This window comes from Terricaulis silvestris (assembly GCF_009792355.1).
Classification (GTDB): domain Bacteria; phylum Pseudomonadota; class Alphaproteobacteria; order Caulobacterales; family Aquidulcibacteraceae; genus Vitreimonas; species Vitreimonas silvestris.
Genome location: NZ_CP047045.1, coordinates 3,699,612 through 3,722,322, shown reverse-complemented (window position 1 = coordinate 3,722,322; position 22,711 = coordinate 3,699,612). Strand labels below are relative to the sequence as shown.

23 protein-coding genes are annotated in these 22,711 nt (G+C 63.7%); 13 read left to right on the top strand and 10 right to left on the bottom strand.

The window, feature by feature from the left end; all coding sequences use genetic code 11:
• Positions 1 to 24 precede the first annotated feature (24 nt).
• The 3 genes from rph to DSM104635_RS19040 are packed head-to-tail and all read left to right on the top strand — an operon-like array spanning position 25 to position 1,610.
• Positions 25 to 738, top strand: coding sequence for a ribonuclease PH (gene rph, locus DSM104635_RS19050; protein WP_158767807.1), 714 nt, complete (start codon positions 25 to 27; stop codon positions 736 to 738).
• Positions 739 to 747: 9 nt separating this feature from the next.
• The gene (locus tag DSM104635_RS19045; RefSeq protein ID WP_158767805.1) at positions 748 to 1,245 is read left to right on the top strand and encodes a hypothetical protein; all 498 of its coding nucleotides are present in this window, start codon (positions 748 to 750) and stop codon (positions 1,243 to 1,245) included.
• Positions 1,245 to 1,610, top strand: coding sequence for a diacylglycerol kinase family protein (locus DSM104635_RS19040; protein WP_158767804.1), 366 nt, complete (start codon positions 1,245 to 1,247; stop codon positions 1,608 to 1,610). Before DSM104635_RS19045 ends, DSM104635_RS19040 begins: the two co-directional genes overlap by 1 nt.
• On the opposite strand, the gene DSM104635_RS19035 is transcribed toward DSM104635_RS19040, so the two are convergent.
• Together DSM104635_RS19035 and DSM104635_RS19030 are read right to left on the bottom strand one after the other, a co-directional pair.
• Positions 1,607 to 1,849 carry a helix-turn-helix domain-containing protein gene (locus tag DSM104635_RS19035; RefSeq protein ID WP_158767802.1) on the bottom strand — a complete coding sequence of 81 codons (243 nt, stop codon included), beginning with the start codon at positions 1,847 to 1,849 and terminating at the stop codon, positions 1,607 to 1,609. The two genes, DSM104635_RS19040 and DSM104635_RS19035, sit on opposite strands and share 4 nt — an antisense overlap.
• Positions 1,849 to 2,457, bottom strand: a complete 609-nt coding sequence (locus tag DSM104635_RS19030) for a DUF2975 domain-containing protein (RefSeq protein WP_158767800.1) — start codon at positions 2,455 to 2,457, stop codon at positions 1,849 to 1,851. Before DSM104635_RS19030 ends, DSM104635_RS19035 begins: the two co-directional genes overlap by 1 nt.
• Before the next feature lie 93 nt (positions 2,458 to 2,550).
• Here DSM104635_RS19030 and rdgB point away from each other — a divergent pair, with 93 nt between their 5' ends.
• The gene (gene rdgB / locus DSM104635_RS19025) at positions 2,551 to 3,156 is read left to right on the top strand and encodes an RdgB/HAM1 family non-canonical purine NTP pyrophosphatase (protein ID WP_158767798.1); all 606 of its coding nucleotides are present in this window, start codon (positions 2,551 to 2,553) and stop codon (positions 3,154 to 3,156) included.
• Positions 3,153 to 4,286: a radical SAM family heme chaperone HemW gene (hemW, locus tag DSM104635_RS19020; RefSeq protein WP_158767796.1), complete on the top strand. Its 1,134-nt coding sequence runs from the start codon at positions 3,153 to 3,155 to the stop codon at positions 4,284 to 4,286. Before rdgB ends, hemW begins: the two co-directional genes overlap by 4 nt.
• Here the strand turns inward: hemW and DSM104635_RS19015 are convergent.
• Entirely contained in the window at positions 4,283 to 5,524 is a 1,242-nt protein-coding gene (locus DSM104635_RS19015; protein WP_158767794.1) for a penicillin-binding protein activator, read from the bottom strand. The genes hemW and DSM104635_RS19015 overlap by 4 nt on opposite strands.
• Between DSM104635_RS19015 and rsmI the strand changes: the two genes are divergently transcribed.
• From rsmI to DSM104635_RS19000, 3 genes are all read left to right on the top strand, one after another.
• On the top strand, positions 5,523 to 6,422 hold the full coding sequence (gene rsmI, locus DSM104635_RS19010; RefSeq protein WP_158767792.1) for a 16S rRNA (cytidine(1402)-2'-O)-methyltransferase: 900 nt from the start codon (positions 5,523 to 5,525) through the stop codon (positions 6,420 to 6,422). The genes DSM104635_RS19015 and rsmI overlap by 2 nt on opposite strands.
• Positions 6,419 to 6,784 (top strand): YraN family protein, encoded by a 366-nt coding sequence (locus DSM104635_RS19005; RefSeq protein ID WP_158767791.1) that lies wholly within the window; start codon positions 6,419 to 6,421, stop codon positions 6,782 to 6,784. The genes rsmI and DSM104635_RS19005 overlap by 4 nt, the downstream gene beginning before the upstream one ends.
• Positions 6,785 to 6,886: 102 nt before the next feature.
• A complete protein-coding gene (locus tag DSM104635_RS19000) occupies positions 6,887 to 7,531 on the top strand; it encodes a BON domain-containing protein (protein ID WP_158767789.1) in 645 nt (214 codons plus the stop codon).
• A 407-nt stretch (positions 7,532 to 7,938) separates the two neighbouring features.
• Here DSM104635_RS19000 and DSM104635_RS18995 read toward each other — a convergent pair whose 3' ends face one another.
• Entirely contained in the window at positions 7,939 to 8,121 is a 183-nt protein-coding gene (locus DSM104635_RS18995; protein WP_158767786.1) for a hypothetical protein, read from the bottom strand.
• A gap of 255 nt (positions 8,122 to 8,376) precedes the next feature.
• Here DSM104635_RS18995 and DSM104635_RS18990 point away from each other — a divergent pair, with 255 nt between their 5' ends.
• Positions 8,377 to 8,670, top strand: a complete 294-nt coding sequence (locus DSM104635_RS18990; RefSeq protein ID WP_158767785.1) for a hypothetical protein — start codon at positions 8,377 to 8,379, stop codon at positions 8,668 to 8,670.
• 122 nt (positions 8,671 to 8,792) lie between these two features.
• Here the strand turns inward: DSM104635_RS18990 and DSM104635_RS18985 are convergent, their stop codons facing one another.
• The 4 genes from DSM104635_RS18985 to DSM104635_RS18970 all read right to left on the bottom strand — a co-directional run bounded on the left by DSM104635_RS18985 (position 8,793) and on the right by DSM104635_RS18970 (position 12,040).
• A complete protein-coding gene (locus DSM104635_RS18985; protein ID WP_158767784.1) occupies positions 8,793 to 9,698 on the bottom strand; it encodes an IS1 family transposase in 906 nt (301 codons plus the stop codon).
• 31 nt (positions 9,699 to 9,729) lie between these two features.
• A complete protein-coding gene (locus DSM104635_RS18980) occupies positions 9,730 to 10,557 on the bottom strand; it encodes an ImmA/IrrE family metallo-endopeptidase (protein ID WP_158767782.1) in 828 nt (275 codons plus the stop codon).
• A 246-nt stretch (positions 10,558 to 10,803) separates the two neighbouring features.
• Positions 10,804 to 11,439, bottom strand: coding sequence for a hypothetical protein (locus tag DSM104635_RS18975; protein ID WP_158767780.1), 636 nt, complete (start codon positions 11,437 to 11,439; stop codon positions 10,804 to 10,806).
• 307 nt (positions 11,440 to 11,746) lie between these two features.
• Positions 11,747 to 12,040: a hypothetical protein gene (locus DSM104635_RS18970; RefSeq protein WP_158767779.1), complete on the bottom strand. Its 294-nt coding sequence runs from the start codon at positions 12,038 to 12,040 to the stop codon at positions 11,747 to 11,749.
• Between the two features lie 128 nt (positions 12,041 to 12,168).
• On the opposite strand from DSM104635_RS18970, the gene DSM104635_RS18965 reads away from it, so the two are divergent.
• The 3 genes from DSM104635_RS18965 to DSM104635_RS18955 are packed head-to-tail and all read left to right on the top strand — an operon-like array spanning position 12,169 to position 17,316.
• Positions 12,169 to 13,692, top strand: a complete 1,524-nt coding sequence (locus tag DSM104635_RS18965; RefSeq protein WP_158767777.1) for a YifB family Mg chelatase-like AAA ATPase — start codon at positions 12,169 to 12,171, stop codon at positions 13,690 to 13,692.
• A 40-nt stretch (positions 13,693 to 13,732) separates the two neighbouring features.
• Complete coding sequence (locus DSM104635_RS18960) at positions 13,733 to 15,532, top strand: response regulator (RefSeq protein WP_158767775.1); 1,800 nt, start codon at positions 13,733 to 13,735, stop codon at positions 15,530 to 15,532.
• A gap of 17 nt (positions 15,533 to 15,549) precedes the next feature.
• Positions 15,550 to 17,316, top strand: coding sequence for an AmpG family muropeptide MFS transporter (locus DSM104635_RS18955; RefSeq protein WP_158767774.1), 1,767 nt, complete (start codon positions 15,550 to 15,552; stop codon positions 17,314 to 17,316).
• Here DSM104635_RS18955 and DSM104635_RS18950 read toward each other — a convergent pair.
• Positions 17,313 to 19,598 (bottom strand): NADP-dependent malic enzyme, encoded by a 2,286-nt coding sequence (locus tag DSM104635_RS18950; RefSeq protein ID WP_158767772.1) that lies wholly within the window; start codon positions 19,596 to 19,598, stop codon positions 17,313 to 17,315. The two genes, DSM104635_RS18955 and DSM104635_RS18950, sit on opposite strands and share 4 nt — an antisense overlap.
• Positions 19,599 to 19,736: 138 nt before the next feature.
• Between DSM104635_RS18950 and mutS the strand changes: the two genes are divergently transcribed.
• On the top strand, positions 19,737 to 22,358 hold the full coding sequence (mutS, locus tag DSM104635_RS18945; RefSeq protein ID WP_158767770.1) for a DNA mismatch repair protein MutS: 2,622 nt from the start codon (positions 19,737 to 19,739) through the stop codon (positions 22,356 to 22,358).
• Here the strand turns inward: mutS and DSM104635_RS18940 are convergent, their stop codons facing one another.
• The gene (locus tag DSM104635_RS18940; protein WP_158767768.1) at positions 22,359 to 22,706 is read right to left on the bottom strand and encodes a hypothetical protein; all 348 of its coding nucleotides are present in this window, start codon (positions 22,704 to 22,706) and stop codon (positions 22,359 to 22,361) included.
• Positions 22,707 to 22,711: the final 5 nt, after the last annotated feature.

The window sequence follows — 22,711 nt, the reverse complement described above, 5'->3', positions numbered from 1 at the left end:
GCAGCCCGGAATTAAGGAGACCACATGCGCCCATCAGGCCGCGCCCCAGATCAATTGCGCGAGATTGCGCTCGAAGTTGCCGTTTCGCGTTACGCCGAAGGCTCGTGCTTGGCGAAGTTCGGTCAGACCCATGTGCTCTGCACGGCGAGCGTCGAAACTGGCGTGCCCGGTTGGCTCAAAGGTCAGGGCAAAGGCTGGGTCACCGGCGAGTACGGCATGCTGCCGCGCGCGACGCACACCCGCGGCCGGCGCGAAGCCGCCCAAGGCAAACAAAGCGGACGGACGCAGGAGATCCAACGCTTGATCGGCCGCAGCTTGCGTTCGGTCGTCGATCTCAAGCTTCTGGGCGACCGCACCATCACCATCGATTGCGACGTGATCCAAGCCGATGGCGGCACCCGCACCGCGGCGATCACCGGCGCCTGGGTCGCGCTCTCCAAGGCGTGCGCATATCTGGTGGAAGAGAAAGTGCTGAAAGCGTCGCCGATCACCGGCCAAGTCGCGGCGGTATCGTGCGGCGTGTTCGAAAATGCGCCTGTACTCGATCTCGATTACGCGGAAGATTCCAACGCCGACGTCGACGCCAACTTCATCCTCGCCGGCGATGGCCGCATGATCGAGATTCAGGCGACCGGCGAGCATCGCCCGTTTAGCGACGATGAGTTCGCTGCGCTGATGCGTCTGGCCAAACTCGGCTGCGCGCATTTGTTCGAAGCGCAGCTCAAGGCAGCAGGCTAGGGGAGAACCATGAAGCGTTTTGTCATCGCAAGCCTAGTGGCGTTGGCCGGGTGCACACCGCCCGCCTCTGAACCCGAGACGCCCGCTGGACCAAGTGTTGTTGCTGAAGCGCCGGGCGAAGCAGCCGCTTTGGTGGAAGCCGCAATGCCTGGCTTCACCATCATGACAGTCGAGCGCGAAGACGTTGGCGGGCAAACCGAGTGGGAGATCGGCGGCACGGACGCGCAAGGGACGCCGTACGAGTTCGATATCATGCAGTCGAGCGCCGGTTTTTCGGTGCTGGAGATTCAGCGCGACATTCCGTGGCAAGAGGCGCCGCAAGTGGTGCGCGACGCGGTGGCGGCCGCGCCGAATGGATTCGAACCGGTGCGCGTCATCGAAAGCCGCCAACCCGTGGATGGCAGCATTGTCTATGAGCTCTTCACCGTTGACCAACCGGCGCACGAAGCGGTGATGGAAGTGCGCTTCATGGATGGCGAAGCGGCGGTGATGCCGCCGGCGCACTGATGCGCTTTTCTATTCGCGCGCGCCTTAAGAGCTTCCAGTACGCTTTCGCGGGCATCGCCTACATGCTGCGCACGCAACACAATGCGTGGCTGCACTTGATTGCCACGTTCGTGGTCGTCGCAACGGGTTTCGCGCTGCGGATTAGCGCGAGCGACTGGCGATGGCTGGTGGTGGCCATTGTTCTTGTCTGGGTGGCCGAGACCATCAACACGGCGTTCGAGCATCTCTGCGACGTGGTTCAGCCCGAATTTCACGCCTCGGTGCAACGGTCGAAGGACATTGCCGCTGGCGCGGTGTTGATTTGCGTTATCGGCGCGGTTGTAATCGGCGCCCAGGTATTCGCGCCGTACGTCCTGGCGCTTTAGTCCGCTTCGGCTTTTTCCAACTCCGCGTCGTTGTCGCTCGGCTCGTAGCTCAGCAACTCGCCCGGCTGACAATCGAGCACGCGGCAGAGCGCGTTCAGCGTGGAAAACCGGATCGCTTTGGCTTTGCCGGTTTTCAGGATCGAGAGGTTCGCCAGCGTCACGCCCACCTTTTCGCTCAAGTCGGTGAGCGACATGCGGCGGTCGAGCAGGATGCGGTCGAGGGTGACGCGGATCGCCATCAGATCGTCAGCTCCTGTTCTTCCTTAAGGCGCGCGCCTTCACGGAAAACTTCAGCCAGACAAATCAGAACGAAGATCGCCATCCACGTTGTCAGCGGATCGCCTTCGGGCTCGATGCTGATGTGTTCGACGTTGCTGAACTGGACCACCAGCACAGCGGTCAGCGCAGCCAGGATCCATCGCGACACTTCGATCACCACCATGGTGATCCAGATCACGCGCAGATGCTGCGCGTTCTCGCGCCGGAACGGCTCGCCCGAGGTGAAGCTCTCAAACAGTTTGCGCAGGCGCCAAATGATGATGAGCGAACCGGCAACAGCGACGCCGGCAATCAGGATGCCCGGCAGAACCACGGGCCAGGTGAGACCGCCGGGTTCGTCGTAGGTGATGTTGAACGAGCTGCCGTCGGCGTCACCAAGCCGGACCTGACCCTCGCCACCGGTCAGCACCTGAGGATCGATGATGCCGTTCTGGACCAACAGCAGCAGCGCCGCATAGCCAACGGCGAACGCGACGAGGCACACCGCCGAGAACCACATCACCCACCACGCCACCAAGAGCCCGATCCGGACCCACGATGCGATTGAGCCTTTGCCCAGGGCTTTCATGCTGCTTGAAACCTCGTTCCGGACCAGCCTAGCCGGAGTTTATTGATAAACGATATAGACCCCGGCTCCTCTAGTCAAACAAGTGTTGCAATCATGCCCCGCCCTCAGGCGCTTTTGGCCGGCCGCCTGGTCGTCGCCAGCCACAATTCCGGAAAAGTCCACGAAATCGGCGCGCTCCTGGCCCCGCTGGGCGTGGAGGCCGTGTCCGCCGGCGCGCTGGGCCTGCCCGAGCCGGAAGAGACGGAAACGACCTTCACCGGCAACGCCGCGCTCAAGTCGCGCGCCGCTTCTGCCGCGTCTGGGCTGCCCGCATTGGCCGATGACTCGGGGCTGGAGGTGTTCGCTCTCGGCGGAGATCCCGGCGTCTACTCCGCGCGCTGGGCCGGACCATCGAAGGATTTCAACGCTGCGATGGAGCGCGTGTGGCGTGCGCTGCAAGAGAAGGGGACGCAGGATTTCTCCGCGCGCTTCGTGTGCGCGCTGGCGCTGAGTCGGCCTGATGGCGAGACGCAAGTGTTCGAGGGCGAAGCGCGCGGCGTGATCGTGTGGCCGCCGCGCGGCGACAAAGGCTTCGGCTACGACCCGATCTTCGTCGCCGACGGCCAGACGCGAACGTTCGGCGAGATGACGCACGACGAAAAACTTCCGCTCACCCATCGCGCGCGCGCGTTCGAGAAACTGCTCGCGGCGCTCAGATGAGTGACTTCGGCATCTATGTGCACTGGCCGTACTGCGCCGCGATCTGTCCGTACTGCGATTTCAACGTCTACCGCGCGCGGGGCGCCACCAATGCGCCGCTGATCGCCGCGATCGAAGCGGACATGGCTGGGCACGCCGCGCGCTTCGGCAAGCGCCAGGCGACAAGCCTCTTCTTCGGCGGTGGCACACCGTCTTTGCTGCGTGGCGACGAGATCGCGCGTTTGATCGACGCAGCGTCGAGCGCCTTCACGCTCGCGGCCGACTGCGAGATTACGCTGGAGGCGAACCCCGAAGATTCCGCTTTGTTCGCCGAGCAAGCCGCGGCGGGGATCAACCGCTTTTCGATTGGTGCGCAAGCTCTCGACGACGACGCCTTGCGCGCTCTCGGCCGCCATCACGACGCGCATGCAAGCTTGCGCGCCGTCGAAGCCGCCGCAGCGACGCATCAACGCGTCTCGCTGGATCTCATCTATGCACGAGAAGGGCAGAGCGTGGATGATTGGCGCGCCGAACTCACACGCGCACTGGCGCTACCGGTGGAGCATGTCTCGCTCTACCAGCTCACCATCGAACCGGAGACCGCGTTTGCGCGCCGCGTCGATCGAGGCCAACTCACACCGCCAGATGCCGATACGGGCGCCGAACTCTACGAAGTCACCCAAGAGGTCTGCGAGGCCGCCGGTTTCCCGGCCTATGAAATCTCCAACCACGCCCGAGACGAAGGCGCACGCGCGCGGCACAATCTACTCTATTGGCGCAGCGACGATTGGATTGGTGTCGGCCCCGGCGCGCATGGTCGCGTCACCCACAATGGCGCCCGCGTCGCTATCGAAGCGCAACGCAGGCCGGCCGATTACATCGACGCGGTGAGCGAACACGGCGTCGGCTGGATCAGTGATGCGGCGCTCACCCAGCAAGAAATCGCCGACGAAACGCTGCTTATGGGCATTCGCACGGATGAAGGCGTCGAAATCGCGCGCCTCGAAGAACTACGCGGCATGCCGCTGAAAGCCGACGCCGTTGCATGGCTCACAGAGCAAGAGCTGATCGAACCTGACGACGCACGCATCCGCCTCACCAAGCGCGGTCGCGCCTTGGCGAACAAGATCGCGCTTGAGCTTTCGGTTTAGGTGCCGCTGGCGGGGAAGCGACGCGGCGCAGCGTCGAGTACGGTGACTTCCGTCGGCCGCACTTCGATGATCGCAAGTCCGCGCTGAATCGCGCCGTTCGATCCAAACCGGAAAAGCCCATCCGACCCGGCGAAGCCTTCGCTGTTCTCGATAGCCGCGCGGCCGAAGCCTTGCGCGCCGCGATCGCGCGAGAGCAGGGCGGCCAACGCCACGGCGTCATAGCCCAAGCTCGAAAGTCGCGTCGGCGCGACGCCGAAGGCCGCTTGGTAGCGGCTCTCGAAATCGGTGCGCGCAGTCGGATCCGGTGCGACGTACCAGCCGCCCGCCAAGGTCGGCTCGCGTTGCGCGTCCGCGGCCCAAACGCTGGTGCCCATGAAGCGAATGCGCCGTTGATCGACGCCGCCACGCACAAGCGCGGCGCCGATCGCACGCAGCGGCGTGCCGCTTTCGGCGATCAGAATGCCTTGCACGGGCGAGCCTTGGATCGCACCGGCCAAAGCGGTCGCTGCCGCGGACGCGTCTGCATCGGTGCGATTATAAAGCTGCGCTTGCACGATGGTGACGCCGCGCGCCTGTGCTTCCGCGCGCAACGCGCTCTCGACGCGACGCCCATATTCGTTCGACGGCGCCAGCAGAGCGATGGAGCGGATGTTCTGCGCCGCTGCGTAGGCAACGATACGCGTGATCTCGTCTTCGAGCTGGAAGCTCAAGAGGTAGGCGCCGTTGCCGCCCACCGTGCGGTCCGAGGAGAAGCCAATGACCGGCACATTCTGTGAGCGCGCGGCGTTCGCGGCGCCGGCCACGCCTTCGCGCAGCACCGGGCCAATGATGATGTCGGCGCCGTCGTTCAGCAGCGCGCGTGCGGCAGCGTTGGCGGAGGCTTCGTCCGATCCGGCGTCGCGCGGGATCAGCAGCGTGTTCTGGTTGCCGTGGTCGAATAGCGCGAGCTCGGCAGCATTATAGAGCGCCGCGGCGTCCTGCGGGCGGATCGAGAACGGCAGAAGTAGGCCGACGCGCACGATCTGGCGGCCGCGCATGAAGGGCGGTGTCACCCCGTCGCGCGACTGGACGATCGAGTCCGGCGGCGGCGTCGTGACCGGCCCTGGCCCGGTGCTTGGACCAGGTCCAGGGCTTGGCGCGGTTGCGCACGCGGCCATAAGCGCGGCAAAGCTGACCGCAACAGTCGTCTTCAGGCTTGGCGCGACGCGCGTCCGCGCCGATGATTTGGCAATCGCCATGGATGACCCTCAACAACCCCGAGATTTCGCGCGCGACGGTACCGGCGCCCGCCAAAGCGTTCAACCGCTCGAACCGGGCCTTTATGTGGTGGCGACGCCGATTGGGAACTTGCGCGACATCACCTTGCGCGCGCTGGACATTTTGGCCGCCGCGACACGCGTCTATGCCGAGGACACCCGCGTCGCACGGAAGCTGCTGGACACGTATGGCCTCAAACCGCGCTTGGCGGCCTATCACGAGCACAACGCCGAAGCCGCTCGTGAAGACATTCTCAACGCTCTCAGCGCCGGCGAGAGCGTTGCGCTGACTTCCGACGCGGGTACGCCGCTCGTTTCCGACCCAGGCTTCAAACTGGCGCGCGCGGTGATCGAGGCGGGCCATCGCGTGTTTCCAATTCCGGGCGCCTCGGCTTTGCTGGCTGGCCTAGTGACATCGGGTCTGCCAAGCGACCGCTTCCTGTTTGCTGGCTTTCTCTCGTCCAAGCAGGGGGCGCGCCGCTCTGAATTGGCTGAACTCACCGATGTCGAAGCCACATTGATCTTCTACGAGTCAGGACCGCGCTTGGCGGACTCGCTCGCGGACATGGCCGAAATGCTGGGCGCCCGCAGCGCCGCCGTCGCACGCGAACTCACCAAGATGTTCGAGGAAACGCGGCGCGGTACGCTCGACGCGCTGGCCGCGCACTACGCCGACGCCGGCGCGCCGAAAGGGGAGATTGTCGTGCTCGTCGGCCCGCCACCGCCGAAAGGCGAGGTGAGTGACGAGGCGCTCGACGCTTTCTTGCTCAAGGCGCTGCCGCGTGGCGTGAAGGACGCCGCCAGCGAAGCGGCGCGCGATCTCGGCGTGCCGCGCAAGCGCGCCTATGCGCGCGCGCTTGAACTGAAGGGCCGCGCGTGAGCCGCGCCAAGGCCGAGCAGCGCGGTCGCGTGGCCGAATGGGCGGCGATGCTGTTCCTGACCTGCAAGGGCTATCGCATTCTCGGCCATCGCCTGCGCACGCCCTACGGCGAAATCGACCTCGCAGCTTGGAAAAACGGCGTTCTCGTCATCATCGAGGTGAAAGCGCGCAATACCTACGACGCTGGCGCGTATGCCGTCACGCCAATGAGCCAGCAGCGCATTGTCCGCGCCGCGCAAACACTAGCAGGCCGCTGGCGGCTCACCGCAGCGCCGATACGCTTTGATTTGGTAGTGATTGGTTCAGGTCTGTTGCCGAGACATGAACGCGGCGCGTGGTTCGATGAGCGCCGCGTCGGCTGAAAATTAAACGTCCCGAAACAACCCGTGTGCACAGTGTGCCAAATGCGTACAGCTTTTATCACTCTCGCGGCCATGGCCGCATGTGGGTCCGTCAGCGGATGCATGACAGCCGCGCTTGGCGCCGTAGCCGGCGTCGGCGTCTATGCGGTGCAGGACCGCACCATTGGCGAAGGCATTGATGACGCCGCCGCGTCCAACCAAGTGAAAATGCGCCTGATGGCTGCCGATAGTGGGGCGTTCCAGGAAGTCGATGTCGAAGTCGCCGGCGGCAATCTGCTGCTCTCTGGCGCGGTGCCGACCGAAGAACACAAGCAAGCCGCCGAGACCATCGCTCGCAGCGCTGGCACCATCGACAATTTCTACAACGAAATTTTCGTCGGCCCGCACTCGAGCCTCGTGCGCAACGCGCAGGATGAACTGATCACCGCGCAAATCCGCACGCGTTTGACCGCGAGCCCCTCCGTGCGCGCGATCAACGTCAACATTGAGACGTTTCAGGGCAACGTGTACTTGATGGGCACCGCACGCAGCGAACACGAACTGCAACGCGCCGCCGAGATCGCGAGCGTTGTTGGCGGCGTTCGTCGCGTCGTCTCCTTCATGCAAGTGCGCACGCCGCCGACGCCGTACTACGCGCAGGCCAACACCGGCCCAGCGGCGCCTGAGTATCGCGGCCCTGCCACGCCGGATTATCGCGGCGCACCGGTGCAAGAGCAGGCCGACGGCGCGCAGGACGGCGCTTACTAAAATTCTCTCCAGGACCCGGCGACCCGTAGCGTTACTCCCAACCTGGGGGTAACCTCACCGCCTATCGCACCGACCGCGCGCAAAGCGTTCGATTTTTGTTGCGCGTTTGTTCTTCATGTGTACGATCTGAGACCCGGGTACTGTCTCAGTTTGAATACTGAAACTTATGCTTATGGGCTTACGGCGCTGTTATTGCAGCGCTTTTCGGCGTTTGCGCCGCCCACAGAGTTATCCACAGTTTATAGTGCGTTGATATTGCTCGCTTTGTTCCGCGTTATCCCCGAACTGCGATCACAACCGCCGCGATCAACATGAGCGCCAGCCCAGCCGCCACAGCTTGATGCCAAGGCCGGATCGCATCTAGGCGCCGGCGCTCGCGCTCGTGCTCTTCTGGAGGGGGCCAATACTCAGGCATCGGCCTTTGTATCATCCGGCCAGCCGCTGTCATTCTGCGGACCCTTGCGGCGCCGGCGCTTCTTGATCGGCTCGCGTTTGATCACTGTCCCTGGCGGGTGCGGGTTCGGTTGAAACAAGTCTTTCAACCGGTCGTTCGGCGGAAAGAGCGAAGGCTGCTCCGGTTCTTCTTCCATGGTCGTCTCCCCAGACGACCCCATGCGCGGAGAAAGTTGTGCCGAAGCGGGACAGCTTCAACCCCGGATTAACCGGTCATCCATGATGATGAAGACGGGAAGCTCGATCCCCCTGCGAGGTGCGAACTCGCAGAGGGCAAATCGAGTGAACCAGTCTCGCGCAAAATGCCCACGGCGAGACACGGCGAAGCTATGTCCTGAGAGTTAACAAAGGGTTTGGCAAAGCCGTCAAGTGGGCTCCGATTGGAGCTAACAATGTCAGTACGATTAGTTGCCTACGATATGAACAAGGAGCGTCGCGGTTGGTTGAATGACCGCAACAAGCTTCTCGCCCACATTAAAAAGACGTGGGCATGGGCGAAGCTCTCTGAGTCCGCGTATGCGATTCAGACGCAGAGTTCAGCGTCCGCCATCAAGCAAGCGCTTCGCCAGTATCTCGACGACAACGACACGCTCTACGTGATTACGCTTGCGCGTCCGATGAGTGGTTGGGGCTTCCCGCCGGTGAATGAGTGGCTAGTTGAGAAGCTGGGGCCGGCTGAAGGGTAATGGCCCCGCCGAGAATAGCGGCGTCTAGAATACGAGCGTCGCTGTCGGTGTCGGGTTCAACGGCGATGAAGTCGCCGTGTCGCACTAGTCGCATTATCGCCTCCGCAGAATGCAAAAGGCGATTATCGCGCATCATCCTCGGAACGGGGCTTGCGGACCTTATAGGGGCCGCGTGCCTTCGGCTGGTTCACGCGCGTTTCAATCCGCTCTGCAATATCTTCCATAGACCAAAGCCGATCGGTAATCCCGGCCGCCATCGCGGGCGAGAGTTTGTGCGCCTTGTGCTGGCGCACGAAATTGTAGTGCATGAAGAAAAGCGCCAGCGCGTAGAGGTGGTTCGCGTACTTCTTGGAATGCGCGTTGGTCAGGCGCGTAAAGCGGCGCATTCCCATGCGCATGGTGAGATTGGCGCGCTCAACGTGCGACGTTGAGATCTTCGATTGATCCGGGTTGCCTTGGCGCACAACCTTGTGCGCGCCGGTGCAAACCGGGGGAGAGTACTTGCGCTCGGGGCCAGAGCCGCCTTCCGCGCCGTAGGTTTTCACAAGCTGAGCGAAGTCCACGTTCTTACCGAACGCGACATGCACCGCGTAAGGGTAGCTGTTGTGGCCGTCCGTGGTGAGTTGCACGCGCCCCGTGATGCGGCTCGCCACGTCCTTCATGAAGTGAATGGCGGCGCTCTGCGTGCGTCCTGAGGCCAGGTAGGAGACGATCAGCTTGGAGTCGCTGTCCAAGCAAGTCCACGTCCACACGTCGCCGGCGCCCTCAGGAGCGGCCTTGGCGTCGGGGACGTTCTTTTGCTTGGCGTAGCAGAATGACCAAATCTCGTCGGCTTGCAGGTTCTTCGCTTGAACGTGCGTGACGAGCTGGTCGTGCAGATCGAGGCAGGTTTCGCCCGCGTCCACCAAGAGCTTGGAGACCGTGTTGATGCTCACGTCAGCGACGCGGGAGATCGCCCGCATCGACATGCCCTCGTTGAGCAGGTTCAGGATTTGAACGCGTTTCGCGAGGGGCAGCACGTTTGCCATTCCCCGGTTATACTGAACTTTATGCTTAGCGTCAAGCATCTCCGACCAATCGGAGTGGCGCGGCGGCAGGCGGCGGTGCGCCGGGGGCCTGCGTGGAGGCGATACCGAAGAGGAGCGCGTTCAATTCCCACTCAGGAATCAAAAGCTCGTCAGATACGCGCGACAGCGGGATGCCTTGCCGCCAAAGGTCAGTAAGAATTTTCGTCCAAATTTGTGAGGTCTCGCGCGGCAACGCATTCGGCTCGCTCTTCATTTGCGCGAGCGAGACATTGTAGCCTCGGTAATTCCATTCGGTCATTCGCTCATGCTTGTTCAGCGCGTAGCAGAGCGCAGAAGCAGACACGCCCCAGCGAGTTTTCTTCTCGATGATTTGTTCTAGCGAACGAACACGAGGAATCTCAGCGAGCAGATCGGCTGGCGGCATTAGAAACGCCGATGCGAACGCATTGGCCTCATTCTCAGCGCTAGGATTCGTCGAGCCCGAATGCCGGTGCATCACCAAATGCCCAAGCTCATGCGCGGCATCAAAGCGAGTGCGCTCAGCCGTCTTTAGGGTGTTGAGAAACACATAAGGCTGTTTGTCATCGCGCCAGAATGAGTACGCATCCAAATGGCGCGTCTCCTCCGCGAGAGAGAACACGCGAACGCCTTTAGACTCCAAAAGGTTCAGCATGTTGCCGATGGGGCGCTCGCCTATGCCCCACTTGGCGCGGACAAACGCCGCCGCTTGCTCGGGTGACTGTTGTTCGATCTGGGGGATTTGATGCGCTGGCAATGCGTAGCGCGCTGCAATCCAGTCATCGAACTCAAACGCCAGCGCTCCCGCTGCCAATGCAGCGTCGCGGGTGCCCGCAGTCAAAGAGCGTAGCGAACGGAAGCTCACGCCGTGTGCGCTAGGAAATTCGAACGTGCCTTTTTCAAAGAAGGCGCGCGGGTACCCGGTTTCTCGACACAGCGCATCTAGGCTCGGATCAGGAAATCCGAACTCGCCACTTTCGAAACGTTGCAGAACTTTGCGATCGATCTTTAGCCGATCAGCGAGTCCGCTCTTAGTCAGTCCAAGCCGCCGCCGGACCAACTCAATTCGATCAGGATTTGGCATGGCTCAGCGCCGTGCGATTGGAATGTCTACCACTTCCGTTGGCTCCGGCGCGTCACGGCGACCGGTTGGCGTGTCGTCGTCTTCGCTGCCACGCAGAAGGATGACGCGCGTCTCAAACCGCGTGAAATACTTTCCGTCGAAGGCGACCGGGAAAGAAAGCTCCGCTTTCAACGGTTCACCGCCGACCGCGTAGATTCCAAGTATCCAAGTTTTGTATTCGCTACCTTCTTGCGCTTCGATGTCCGGCAAACCGGGAAGCCAGCCAGTCGCATTGCATCGCGCTTTCGCTTTGCTGACTTCGCCCTTAGGCGAACGGTTCGTCGGCTCAACCGACGTTCCGCATTCAATCGTAAAGTTGCAGGGGACTACGCGAATTTTCAGAGCGGGATTGCAGATGCCCGCTTGATTGTTCGTCTCGTCCTTTTCCCAGCCGTCTCTACCGCAATAGACCTCGCGCAAGCCGCGCGCGGCTTTGTCGTAGACCGTCATCTGAGAGAAGCCGTGGACGTCATTGCTGGTGCAGAGTGCGCGCTGGCTCTCAGCGTACCTCACCGCCTCGACCAACCCTTCCACGTCCAAGCTGAGCGTCGTCAGGAAGGGAACGACTTCGTGGGATTCCCGGAGAACGGTGTCGGTCATATTGATGTCCCAAAACTCTGCATCATTTGATGCAGGAATTTGGGACAATGGTCAAGCTCTACTTTCGCTTTTTCGGGGAGCCCCAACGCTTCGCCGCCGCCTTCTTGGCGATTTCCGAGCGTTTTGAGGCGCTTAGACTCTTAGCCCGCGCAGCGCCGCCCTTAGCCCCTAGCGCTTTAGCGGCTGGGTCTTTCCCATCGTCTTTCAGGTCTTCGGTGTCATCGCCTACAGCAAGGCGACCAACCTTTATGGCGGCGCCTATAACGTCTGTGGGGCGGCGTTCGCCGCGTGGGCCTTTAGGCATGGATCAAAACCGCTTGAATGGAGATGGGCCGCGATAGTTCAGGTCTGCCTGTGGCGCCGGACGTGGGGGCGGAACTGGCGGTGGCGGCGGTGCGGTTGATGTCGGATTGCGCGCCAGCGCCAACTCAGAACGGAGCGCCCTTATTTCTTCGACCAGCAGCCAAAGTTCGTGGTGGACGGCCATAGTGGCGACGACGTTTGCTTGGTGTCCATAGAACGCCACCGAAATCGGAATGTTCTTGTCTGCGGCTTCTTTCATCCGCTCGATGTAGGTCTCAATCGCATCGATATTGCTCATGCGAGCCTCCCATGCCTGCCGCTAAGCATGGCCCGCTCCGGCCTATTTTTCAACGCCCGGTCAAGCTTGTTCCGATTTCAAACTGAGACAGTACCGAGACCCGGTCTGTGGATAAAGGCGGGGCTCTCATGCAGACGTGCGCCAATGCGGTGACGGTGGCTTTCGCGGGTCTCGAAACGCGCCGCGTCGAAGTTCAAGCACAACTGGCCGGCGGCACGCACGGCATCGTCATTGTTGGGCTCGGCGACAAGGCCGTTTCCGAAAGCCGGGAGCGCGTGCGGGCTGCGTTTGCGTCTATCGGACTTGCAATTCCAGCAGGCCGCTTGGTGGTCAACCTCGCGCCTGCGGATCTCCCGAAAGAGGGGACGCACTACGATTTGCCGATCGCGCTCGCCATGATGGCCGCGATCGGCGCACTGCCGCACGACGCGCTCGACAATGTCGTCTGCTTCGGCGAAGTCGGATTGGACGGCGCGTTGGCGCCCGCGCCGGGTGCGCTGCCGGCGGCGATGGCCGCGCACGGCATGGGCGCGGCGTTCATTTGTCCCGAAGCGTGCGGCTCGGAGGCGGCGTGGGCCGGCGGCGAAGTGATCGCTGCGCCGTCATTGCTCTCACTGGTCAATCATTTCCGCGGCGGCGCTGCGATCAAGCCGCCTGAGCGTGGCGATCTGATCTCTGGAGCTGCCGTCCCCGATTTGCGCGACGTGCGCGGCCAGGAGCAAGGCAAGCGCGCGCTCGAAATCGCCGCTGCCGGCGCGCACAACATTCTCTTCGTCGGCCCGCCCGGCGCAGGGAAATCCATGCTGGCGCAACGGCTGCCGGGCCTAATGCCGGCGCTTTCCAGCGAAGAATTGCTTGAAGTATCGATGCTGCATTCTGTTGCGGGTTTGCTGGAACGCGGACGTTTGACACGCACGCGCCCCTTCCGCGCGCCGCACCATTCCGCATCGATGGCGGCGCTTGTTGGTGGTGGTTTGCGCGCGAAGCCGGGCGAAATCAGCTTGGCGCACCAAGGCGTGCTCTTCCTCGATGAATTGCCCGAGTTCTCACAGCAAGCACTGGATGCGCTGCGCCAGCCACTCGAGTCCGGCCAAGTGCTGATCGCGCGCGCGAATCATCACGTCACATATCCCGCACGCATTCTATTGGCCGCCGCGATGAACCCGTGCCGCTGCGGTGGTGGCCCAGGCGCGGGCCAATGCCGGCGTGGGCCGCGCTGCGCGATCGACTACCAAGCGCGTCTCTCGGGGCCTTTGCTCGATCGCATCGACATTCAGCTCGACATCCCAGCCGTCACAGCCGCCGATCTCGCTCTGCCGCCGCCGATCGAAGGCACCGCCGAAGCGGCCAACCGCGTGCTGCACGCGCGCGGCGCGCAAGCCGAACGCGGCGGCGGTCTCAACGCGGTGCTCGATCTCGATTCACTCGAACGCTTCGCCGCACCCGATGGACCCGGCGCCGCGCTGCTGGCGAAGGCGGCGGAGACGCTTTCGCTGTCGGCCCGCGCGTATCACCGCACCCTCAAAGTCGCGCGCACCATCGCCGATCTCGACGGCTCAGAGGCCGTCCGTCGCATTCATGTCGCGGAAGCCTTGAGCCTGAAACGCCAATGGGCCGGGGCCGATCAGGGCGGCATGGTCCGCGCCTCGTAAACGCTAAGCTTTCTTAACCGGGCGCGGGCTTGATCGGGGCATGGGCCAGCCTGCCGCCGTGCAAGCGTTCGATGCGTTCGACGCACTGCCAGCGCCCGCCGCAATCCTCGCGGCGGATGGCGCTTTGCTGCGCGCCAACCCTGCGTTTCGCGCGGCGATCAAACACTGGGTCGGGCCGCAGCGTCCGCCCTGGGGCAGGGCGCCGGCGCCGGCGTTCGAAAACGGCGAACGCCATATCGAAGCGCCGACGCCGGATGGCCGCCGCTTCGAATGGGTCGAGCGCCAGCTGCCCGATGGCGCGACGCTCGTCGTCGCTCACGACATCACCCGCCACGTCCGCGCCGCTGAAGACGCGCTGCGCGCCAAGACCACATTGTTCGCGACGCTCACGCACGAACTACGCACGCCGCTGAACGGCATTCTCGGCATGGCCGGTTTGCTCGATCTCGGCAAACTCGAACCCAACGCACGCACTTATGTCGGCGCCATCAAGCAATCCGGTGAATTGCTGCTCGACCTCATCACGGAGATTCTGGATTATTCGCGCCTAGAAGCTGGCCACCTCGCGCTCGAATCGGCGCCGTTCGATCCTGAAGCGACGATGCAAAGTGTGGCCGAACTGCTCTCGCCGAAAGCGCACGATAAGAACCTCGAATTGGCGGTCGTTGCGCGCAGCAGCGCGCCAGCGCTGGTGATGGGCGATGATGGCCGCTTGCGGCAAATCCTCTTCAACCTCGCCGGCAACGCGGTGAAGTTCACCGAGACCGGCGGCGTCGTCATTGAGATGGCGGCGCGTCCAGGCGGGCGCTTACGCTTCAACGTGCGCGACACCGGCCCAGGCGTGCCGCCCGACAAGCAGACGCTGATCTTCGAGGAGTTCGCACAAGCTGATGCAGGCGTTGCGCGCCGGCACGGCGGCACCGGGCTTGGCCTTGCTATCGTGAAGAAGCTCGCCACCGCCATGGGCGGCGAGGTCGGTCTCGTCAGTAAACTTGGTTTTGGCGCAAGCTTTTGGGTTGAGCTGCCGTTGGCCCCAGTGGAATCGGACACGCAGCCCCAGGTGATTTCCGGCATCCGCGTCTGCGTGCTCAGCCAATCCAATGTATTGACCCAAGCGCTACGCGCGACAGTGTCAGCGATGGGCGGCCTGCCGGTCGAGATCGATGATCGCCCGGACGTCGTGCTCTACGATTGGCGCGCCGGCGTTAGCGCCGAACAGATCGTTGCGCTGAAGCGAATTGCGCGCGCCGTCATCGCGCTCGCGCCGCAAGAGCAGCGCGACGCGATCGCCGAGTGCCGCGCGGCCGGCGTGGTGCACTACACGCTGAAACCCGTCCGCCGGCGCTCACTCGCGGAGCGCATCAAAGCAGCGCTCGGAGAAGACGGAACCTCCGACGCTGCCGTGGAAGAACCCGACGCGGCACCGCCCCAGCAGCCCTTGCTCGGGCTCCGCGTGCTACTAGCCGAAGACAACCCGATCAACGCGCTGCTCGCGCGCACCTTGCTGACGCGCGAGGGCTGCATGGTCAGTTTAGCGCAGGATGGCGAGGAGGCGGTCGCAATCGCGGCGTCTGGCGCCTACGATCTCATTCTGCTCGACATCCGTATGCCGCGGGTCGATGGGCTAGAGGCCGCTGAGCGCATCCGCGCCGGGGCAGGGCCATCTTCGCGCGCGCCGATCGTTGCGCTGACCGCCGACGCCGGCGAGGAAGAGCGCGCCCGCGCCTTCAAGGTCGGCATGGACGATTTCCTCACCAAACCGATCGACGCCAACCGCCTGCTCGCTGTCGCTGAACGCTTTACCACCCGCCCGAACCCCGCCACGTTCGACGCCGAATAAAGCGGCGGAGATACCGCATGACGAACGCCACCGAAGCCGCCGCGCCGAAGCGCTCCACATGGGACGCCCTCGCCGTATTCTTCGAGCATCGCACCATCGTGATGCTGATGCTCGGCTTCGCGGCCGGTCTGCCAAACCTACTGCTTTACGACACCATTTCCGCGTGGATGCGTCAGGCCGGGGTCCCGCTCGACGTCATTACGCTCTTCAGTCTGGTGACGATCACCTACGCCATCAAATTCCTTTGGGCGCCGATCGTCGACCGCGTGAAGATTCCCGGGCTTCACCAGCTGCTCGGCAAGCGGCGCTCATGGATGCTGCTGGCGCAGGCCGGCATCGTGTTTGGCATTTGGGCGATCGCCGTCACGATGCCACCAGTGTCTGCTGCCGTCGCAGGCAGCGTTGAAGGCGCGGTGCAGCCTGATCCGAACCTAAGCCTGATCGGAACGGTTGCCATTCTCGCCGCGATCACCGCGATCTTCGGCGCGACGCAAGACATCGCGATCGACGCATGGCGCATCGAAGTCGCCGCCGTGGAACGGCAAGGCGCGATGGCTGCGGCGTATCAGTGGGGCTATCGGATCGCCATCGTCGTCTCGGGCGCCGCGCCCTTGTTGCTCGCGTCGCGCATCGGCTGGACCGGCGCTTACTCCGCTATGGCGCTCGTCATGGTTGTCGGCGTGCTGGGCGTACTGCTGGCGCCGCGCGAGAACAGCGTTGAACCGAAGCCATTTCCGCCCCGGACGACGCCGGTCTGGATGGAAGCACTCGAGTGGATCGCGCGCATCGCGCTGATGGCGTTCGGCGCCTGCTTCATCGGGGCCGGCTTGTCCGGCAAGCCTGAGCCGCTGGCGTTCATGTTTCCGTGGATGGGCCTGACCGATGCCGTGCCCGGGTTTGCCGAACTGTGGGCCAGCAAGCCTTGGGGGGCCGTGTGGCAAGTCTTCGCTGTCGCCGTGGGCTTGGCCATCGTCGCGTTCGCGACGTATCCGATGATCAAATCACGCCCGAGCGCGTACTTCGCGGGCACGCTGAAAGAGCCACTGGAAGATTTCTTCAAGCGCTATCGCAGCACCGGCGCGCTGATTTTGGCGATGATCTGCGTCTACCGCATCGCCGATTTCGTGCTCAATCTGATGACGGCGTTCTACGTCGATGTCGGCTTCACGCTCGATGAGATCGCCGGCGCGCGGAAGTTGTTCGGCGTCGTCATGTCGATGATCGGCATTGGCTTTGGCGGCTGGATGGTCGCGCGCTTCGGACTGATGCGGTCGCTCGTCGTCGGCGCAATCCTGCAGCCGCTCTCGAACATCGCGTTCGGCGCCCTTGTGTTTACGGGGCCGTCACTACCCGGGCTCTACGCGTGCATCGCGATCGACAACATTTCCGCCGGCGTCGCTGGCACAGCACTGATCGCCTACATGTCGAGCCTCACCAGCCTCGGCTTCACCGCGACGCAGTACGCTTTGTTCTCCTCGCTCTACGCGTTGCCCGGTAAGATTCTCGCGGCGATCTCCGGCCGCATCGTGGAAGGCGCGGTTGCCGCATCCGCTGCAGGGGAGAGCGATTGGCTGCGCGGCTGGTTCACGGGCATGTCGCCGACGGCCTTCGCGCGTCTCTCAACGGAGCGCGGCATTCCCGCCGAAGCGTTTGCAGCGGGCTATATGACGTTCTTTATCTACTCGGCGATCATTGGCATTGCGGCGCTGGTCTTTGCGCTCGCCGTGATGCGTCGTACGCCTCCGGCGACGGATGCCGCGAAGGAGGCGCCGGCGCCCGCCTAGGCCTTCGCTTCCACGGCCTCCGCAGCCTGGAACGCGGCGACGGTTGCGTACGTCACGATGTCCGACACCGTGCCGCCGAGCGGCGCGATCTGAATTGGCTTAGCTAGCCCAGTCAGCACCGGGCCGATCACCGTCGCGCCGCCAGCGGTGGCGAGCAGGCTGGTAGCGATCGAGGACGAGTGCAGCGCCGGCATCACCAGCACGTTGGCCGCCTCGCTCAGGCGCGAGAACGGGTAAAGGTCCTTGATGTTAGCGTTGAGCGCCACATCGACGTTCATCTCGCCTTCGTACTCGAAATCGATGTCCTCGCGGCGATCCAGGATCGATACCGCGTCGCGAATTTTCTCCGAACGTTCCATCTTCGGATTGCCGAACGTGGAGTGCGAGAGCAGCGCCACGCGCGGGATCGCGCCGAACTGGCGCGCCATCGCCGCGGATTGGAGCACGATCTGCGCTAGCTCCTGCGGTTCGGGAAACTCGGCGACGGCCGTGTCGCTGATAAAGAGCGTGCGGCCTTTCATCAGGACGATCGACATGCCCATCACGCGCTCGCCGCGCGCGGGATCGATCACCTTCAGCACGTCGTCGAGTACGGTGGCGTAGTTGCGCGTCACGCCGGTCACCATGCCGTCGGCGTGGCCAGCCGCGACCATGCACGCGCCAAAGACGTTGCGATCCTGGTTGACCAGCCGCTGCACGTCGCGCTGCAGGAAGCCGAAGCGCTGCAGCCGCTTGTAGAGGTGGTCGGCGTAGATCTCGTTGTTGTGCGAGAGCCGCGCGTTGACGATGTTGAGGTTCGCACTCTCCGGCACGCCGACTTGCGCCATGTTATCGCGCACGGTGTCCTCGCGGCCGACGAGGACGGAGCGCCCAAGGCCCAGCTCCTGAAACGCGAAGGCCGCGCGGATCACCGCCGGCTCTTCGCCTTCGGCGAACACGATGCAGCGCGGCGTACGGCGCACTACGGTTTGCACGCGCTGGATCATCGCCGCGGTCGGATCGAGCCGTTGCGCCAGGCTGTGCTTGTAAGCCTGTATGTCGGCGATGGGCTTGCGTGCGACGCCGGAATCCATCGCGGCCTGCGCCACATAGGGCGGAATCTCCGAGATCAAGCGCGGATCAAACGGAGAGGGGATGATATAATCCGGCCCGAACTTCAGCCGCTTGCCGTGATACGCCGCGGCGACTTCATCCGGCACGTCTTGCTTCGCCAGCTCCGCCAATGCACGCGCTGCGGCGACTTTCATCTCTTCGTTGATCGTCCGCGCGCGCACGTCGAGCGCGCCGCGGAAGATGTAGGGAAAGCCCAGTACGTTGTTGACCTGGTTCGGATAGTCCGACCGGCCCGTCGCCACGATCGCATCCTTGCGCGCGGCGTGGACTTCCTCTGGCGTGATCTCCGGATCGGGATTGGCCATGGCGAAGATGATCGGCTTTTTCGCCATCGCCCGGACCATGTCCTGCGTCATCGCGCCGGCGACCGATAAGCCCATGAACACGTCGGCGCCCTTGATCGCGTCGTCGAGCGTGCGCGCCTTGGTGTCGATCGCGTGCACGGATTTGAATTGGTCCATGCCTTTTTCGCGGCCACGATAGATCACGCCTTCGCGGTCCAACGCGATGACATTCTCATGCGGTACGCCGAGCTGCTTGATCAGAGCAATGCACGAAAGCCCGGCGGCGCCGGCGCCGTTGACGACAACCTTGATGTCCGAGAGCCGACGGCCCGTCAGTTCGCACGCATTGAGCAAGCCAGCCGCCGCGATGATCGCCGTGCCGTGCTGGTCATCGTGGAAAACCGGGATGTCCAACTCATCGCGCAGCCGGCTCTCGATGATGAAGCACTCCGGGCTCTTGATATCCTCCAGATTGATGCCGCCGAACGTCGGCCCGATGTTGCGCACCGTGGTGATGAACTCTTCGACATCTTGCGTCGTCACTTCGATGTCGATCGAGTCCACGTCGGCGAAGCGTTTGAAGAGGACGCTCTTGCCTTCCATCACCGGCTTCGACGCCATCGCGCCGAGATTGCCGAGCCCCAGGATCGCGGTGCCGTTCGAGATCACAGCCACCAAATTGCCCTTGGATGTATAGTCGTAGGCGAGGTCCGGGTTCTCGGCGATCGCCTTCACCGGCACGGCGACGCCTGGCGAATACGCCAGCGACAAATCGCGCTGCGTCGCCATCGGTTTGGTGGGGAGAATGGAAATCTTGCCCGGCGTAGGCAGGCGGTGAAAGTCCAGCGCCTCAGCGTCGGTGAACGTCTTCCTGGAATCGGGCATGTATTGGGAGCTCGTTGGTAGTTTGGGCGCACCCTAACGGTGCGACTTCCCTGGTCAATGGAAGTCCGGCGCGCGAGACGCTAAAGCTGGCCGGTGGCCGATTCCTCGCACGTACCGCCGCCGAAGGCGTCGCCCTTCATGGCGCAGTATCTCGCCGCCAAGGCGGAACATCCGGATTCACTCGTGTTCTTCCGCATGGGCGATTTCTACGAGATATTCTTCGACGATGCGGTGAAGGCGTCCGCCGCCATCGGCATCACGCTCACCAAGCGCGGCCAACACGGCGGCGAGCCGATCCCGATGGCTGGCGTACCGTGGCACCAGGCCGAGAACTATCTCTCCAAACTGATCCGCGCTGGCTTCAAGGTTGCAGTTTGCGAACAGCTTGAAGATCCGGCCGAAGCGAAGAAGCGGGGCGCGAAATCCATCGTCAATCGCGGCGTCGTCCGCGTCGTCACGCCCGGAACGCTGACGGAGGAGGGGTTGCTCGATGCGCGCAGCGCCAATCGTCTTGCGGCGTGTGCATTTGATGGTGAGAGCGCAGCAATTGCGTGGGCGGATGTTTCAACCGGCGCGTTCGAGACGCGGGCGATCGCGGCGCGCGATGTGGAGGAAGAGCTAGCCGCGCTGTCGCCTGCGGAGCTGCTTGTCGTTGAGGCTGATACGCCACGTGTCAACGAAGCTGCGCGTATTTCGGGTGCCGTGGTCACGCAACGGCCCGCCGTGAAGGCCGACGCCAAGGCAGCAGCGCGCCGGATCAAGAGCGCGTTTGAAGTCGCCGCGCTCGATGCTTTCGGCGAATTCAGTGACGCCGAGCTGTCGGCCATGGGCCTGCTGCTGGACTATATCGAACTCACCCAAGCCGGCGCCGCGCCGCGTCTGATGCCGCCGCGCCGCAACGCCGAGCGCGCCTTCATGGCCATCGACGCCGCCACGCGGGCAGGTTTGGAAATCGAGCGCTCCACGCGCGGCGCGCGAGAGGGCTCGCTGCTCGCCTGCATCGACCGCACTGTGACGTCAGCAGGCGGGCGCATGCTGGCCGAACGCATCGGCCGGCCGCTGACCGATCGCACGGCCATCACTGCGCGTCTCGATGCGGTGCAGTTCTTCCTCGACGAGCGCGGCAAACGCGAAGGTGTCCGCGAAGAGTTGCGTGTTGCCGGCGATCTTGCCCGCGCGGTGACGCGGCTTGCGCTCGGCCGCGGCGGTCCACGCGATTTGGCGCAAGTGCGCGATGGTTTGAGTGCTGGCGATCGCGCTGCTGCGCGCTGCGCGGGAACTAACGGCGATACGCCCGGCGAAATCGCGCGCGCCTGCGAAGCGCTTTCGGTCGCGGCACATCCCGACTGCGCTAGCCTCGCGCAAACTTTGGCCCGCGCGCTCGCGCCGGAATTGCCCCTGCTAACGCGAGACGGCGGTTTTATCGCGCCGGGCTACGACGCAGTGCTCGACGAATCCCGCGCGCTCCGCGACGACAGCCGCAAAGTCATCGCGGCGCTGCAAGCCAGCTACGCCGAGGAAACCGGCATCGCTGGGCTGAAACTGAAGCACAACGGCGTCCTCGGCTATCACATCGACGCCACCACCAAGCAGGCCGAAGCGTTGATGGCGCCGCCGCTGAACGCGCGTTTCATCCATCGACAAACCAACGCCGGCTCGATCCGCTTCACCACAACGGAGTTGGCCGAACTCGACGCCAAGATTTCCCGCGCCGGTGAAGCGTCTCTCTCGCGCGAGCTGGCGTTGTTCAAGGACTTCGCCGCCCGCGCCGCCGCGCAGGAAAAGGACATCCGCGCCGCCGCCGAAGCACTCGCGTCGCTCGATGTTGCCGCCGGCCTCGCGGTGTGGGCCGAAGAAGCGCAAGCCACGCGCCCGGAGATCGATGACACCACCGCGCTGCTCGCCGAAGCTGCGCGCCATCCCGTGGCGGAGGAAGGCGTCCGCCGCGACGGTCAGGGCTTCACGCCGAACGACGCGCGGCTCGACGCCGAGGGTAAATCCGGGCCGCGCCTGATGGTCGTCACTGGCCCGAACATGGCGGGCAAGAGCACGTATCTGCGCCAGATCGCGCTGCTCGCCGTGCTGGCGCAAGCTGGCTCATACGTCCCGGCGAAGAAACTGCGTCTCGGCATCGTCGATCGCGTCTTCGCCCGCGTTGGCGCTTCAGACGATCTCGCGCGCGGCCGCTCTACGTTTATGACTGAGATGGTCGAAACCGCCGCGATCCTGCACCAGGCCGGTCCGCGCGCGCTTGTCGTGCTCGATGAAATCGGCCGTGGCACCGCGACGTTCGACGGCCTCGCCATCGCCTGGGCCGTCGCCGAGCATTTGCACGAAGCCAACAAGTGCCGCGCTGTCTTCGCCACGCACTACCACGAGTTGACGCGCCTCGCCGACAAGCTCGAAGCCGGCGCCAACGCGCACCTCCGCGCCAAGGAATGGAAAGGCGATCTCGTCTTCCTGCATGAAGTCGCGCCCGGCGCCGCCGATCGCTCCTATGGTATCCAAGTCGCCAAGCTCGCCGGCGTCCCAAAGAGCGCCGTTGAACGCGCCCGTGCGGTGTTGCAGCGGCTCGAAGCCAATGGCGGCGCGACGCGCGTTGATATCGCCGACGAGCTGCCGCTGTTCGCGCAAGTGATGGAAGAGAACAAAACGTCGCCGCTTGAAGCCGCGCTCGACGCCATCAATCCGGATGCACTTAGCCCCAAGCAGGCGCTCGATGCGCTCTACAAGCTGAAGTCACTTAAAGACGAAAACTGATTACGGCTGGGCCGGGTCTGATGGCAGCAGCGGTTCGCGGCTGTCGACCGATTCACGCGCGGCGTCTGAGGCGGCGCCGGCAATGAAGTTGTTGCGCCAGATGTCGGCCGAGCCAGTCTGAACCACCATGGTCATGTAGACGCCGAGGATGACGCCCAGGATCAGGCCGGTCACGCCCCAGAGCGAGGCGGCGAACCAATAGGCGGATGAGCGCTCGCTCTTGATGCGCTGATGGAACAACTTCTGATCCATGATCGCTTCCATGCCCGCGCGGGCTGGGTGATCGTGGATCTGATGGTCGTCATCGACCGGGTTCAGTTTGATGGTCCGGCCGCCCTTGCTGCGCATCGATA

Coding starts and splice junctions, on each gene's coding strand:
- rph (WP_158767807.1), top strand. CDS start 25: ATGCGCCCATCAGGCCGCGCCCCAGATCAATTGCGCGAGATTGCGCTC.
- DSM104635_RS18995 (WP_158767786.1), bottom strand. CDS start 8,121: ATGGAAGAAGAACCGGAGCAGCCTTCGCTCTTTCCGCCGAACGACCGG.
- DSM104635_RS18990 (WP_158767785.1), top strand. CDS start 8,377: ATGTCAGTACGATTAGTTGCCTACGATATGAACAAGGAGCGTCGCGGT.
- DSM104635_RS18970 (WP_158767779.1), bottom strand. CDS start 12,040: ATGAGCAATATCGATGCGATTGAGACCTACATCGAGCGGATGAAAGAA.
- DSM104635_RS19000 (WP_158767789.1), top strand. CDS start 6,887: ATGACAGCCGCGCTTGGCGCCGTAGCCGGCGTCGGCGTCTATGCGGTG.
- DSM104635_RS18965 (WP_158767777.1), top strand. CDS start 12,169: ATGCAGACGTGCGCCAATGCGGTGACGGTGGCTTTCGCGGGTCTCGAA.
- DSM104635_RS18975 (WP_158767780.1), bottom strand. CDS start 11,439: ATGACCGACACCGTTCTCCGGGAATCCCACGAAGTCGTTCCCTTCCTG.
- mutS (WP_158767770.1), top strand. CDS start 19,737: ATGGCGCAGTATCTCGCCGCCAAGGCGGAACATCCGGATTCACTCGTG.
- hemW (WP_158767796.1), top strand. CDS start 3,153: ATGAGTGACTTCGGCATCTATGTGCACTGGCCGTACTGCGCCGCGATC.
- DSM104635_RS18940 (WP_158767768.1), bottom strand. CDS start 22,706: ATGCGCAGCAAGGGCGGCCGGACCATCAAACTGAACCCGGTCGATGAC.
- DSM104635_RS19045 (WP_158767805.1), top strand. CDS start 748: ATGAAGCGTTTTGTCATCGCAAGCCTAGTGGCGTTGGCCGGGTGCACA.
- rsmI (WP_158767792.1), top strand. CDS start 5,523: ATGGATGACCCTCAACAACCCCGAGATTTCGCGCGCGACGGTACCGGC.
- DSM104635_RS18985 (WP_158767784.1), bottom strand. CDS start 9,698: ATGGCAAACGTGCTGCCCCTCGCGAAACGCGTTCAAATCCTGAACCTG.
- DSM104635_RS19030 (WP_158767800.1), bottom strand. CDS start 2,457: ATGAAAGCCCTGGGCAAAGGCTCAATCGCATCGTGGGTCCGGATCGGG.
- DSM104635_RS19040 (WP_158767804.1), top strand. CDS start 1,245: ATGCGCTTTTCTATTCGCGCGCGCCTTAAGAGCTTCCAGTACGCTTTC.
- DSM104635_RS19035 (WP_158767802.1), bottom strand. CDS start 1,849: ATGGCGATCCGCGTCACCCTCGACCGCATCCTGCTCGACCGCCGCATG.
- DSM104635_RS18960 (WP_158767775.1), top strand. CDS start 13,733: ATGGGCCAGCCTGCCGCCGTGCAAGCGTTCGATGCGTTCGACGCACTG.
- rdgB (WP_158767798.1), top strand. CDS start 2,551: ATGCCCCGCCCTCAGGCGCTTTTGGCCGGCCGCCTGGTCGTCGCCAGC.
- DSM104635_RS18950 (WP_158767772.1), bottom strand. CDS start 19,598: ATGCCCGATTCCAGGAAGACGTTCACCGACGCTGAGGCGCTGGACTTT.
- DSM104635_RS18955 (WP_158767774.1), top strand. CDS start 15,550: ATGACGAACGCCACCGAAGCCGCCGCGCCGAAGCGCTCCACATGGGAC.
- DSM104635_RS19015 (WP_158767794.1), bottom strand. CDS start 5,524: ATGGCGATTGCCAAATCATCGGCGCGGACGCGCGTCGCGCCAAGCCTG.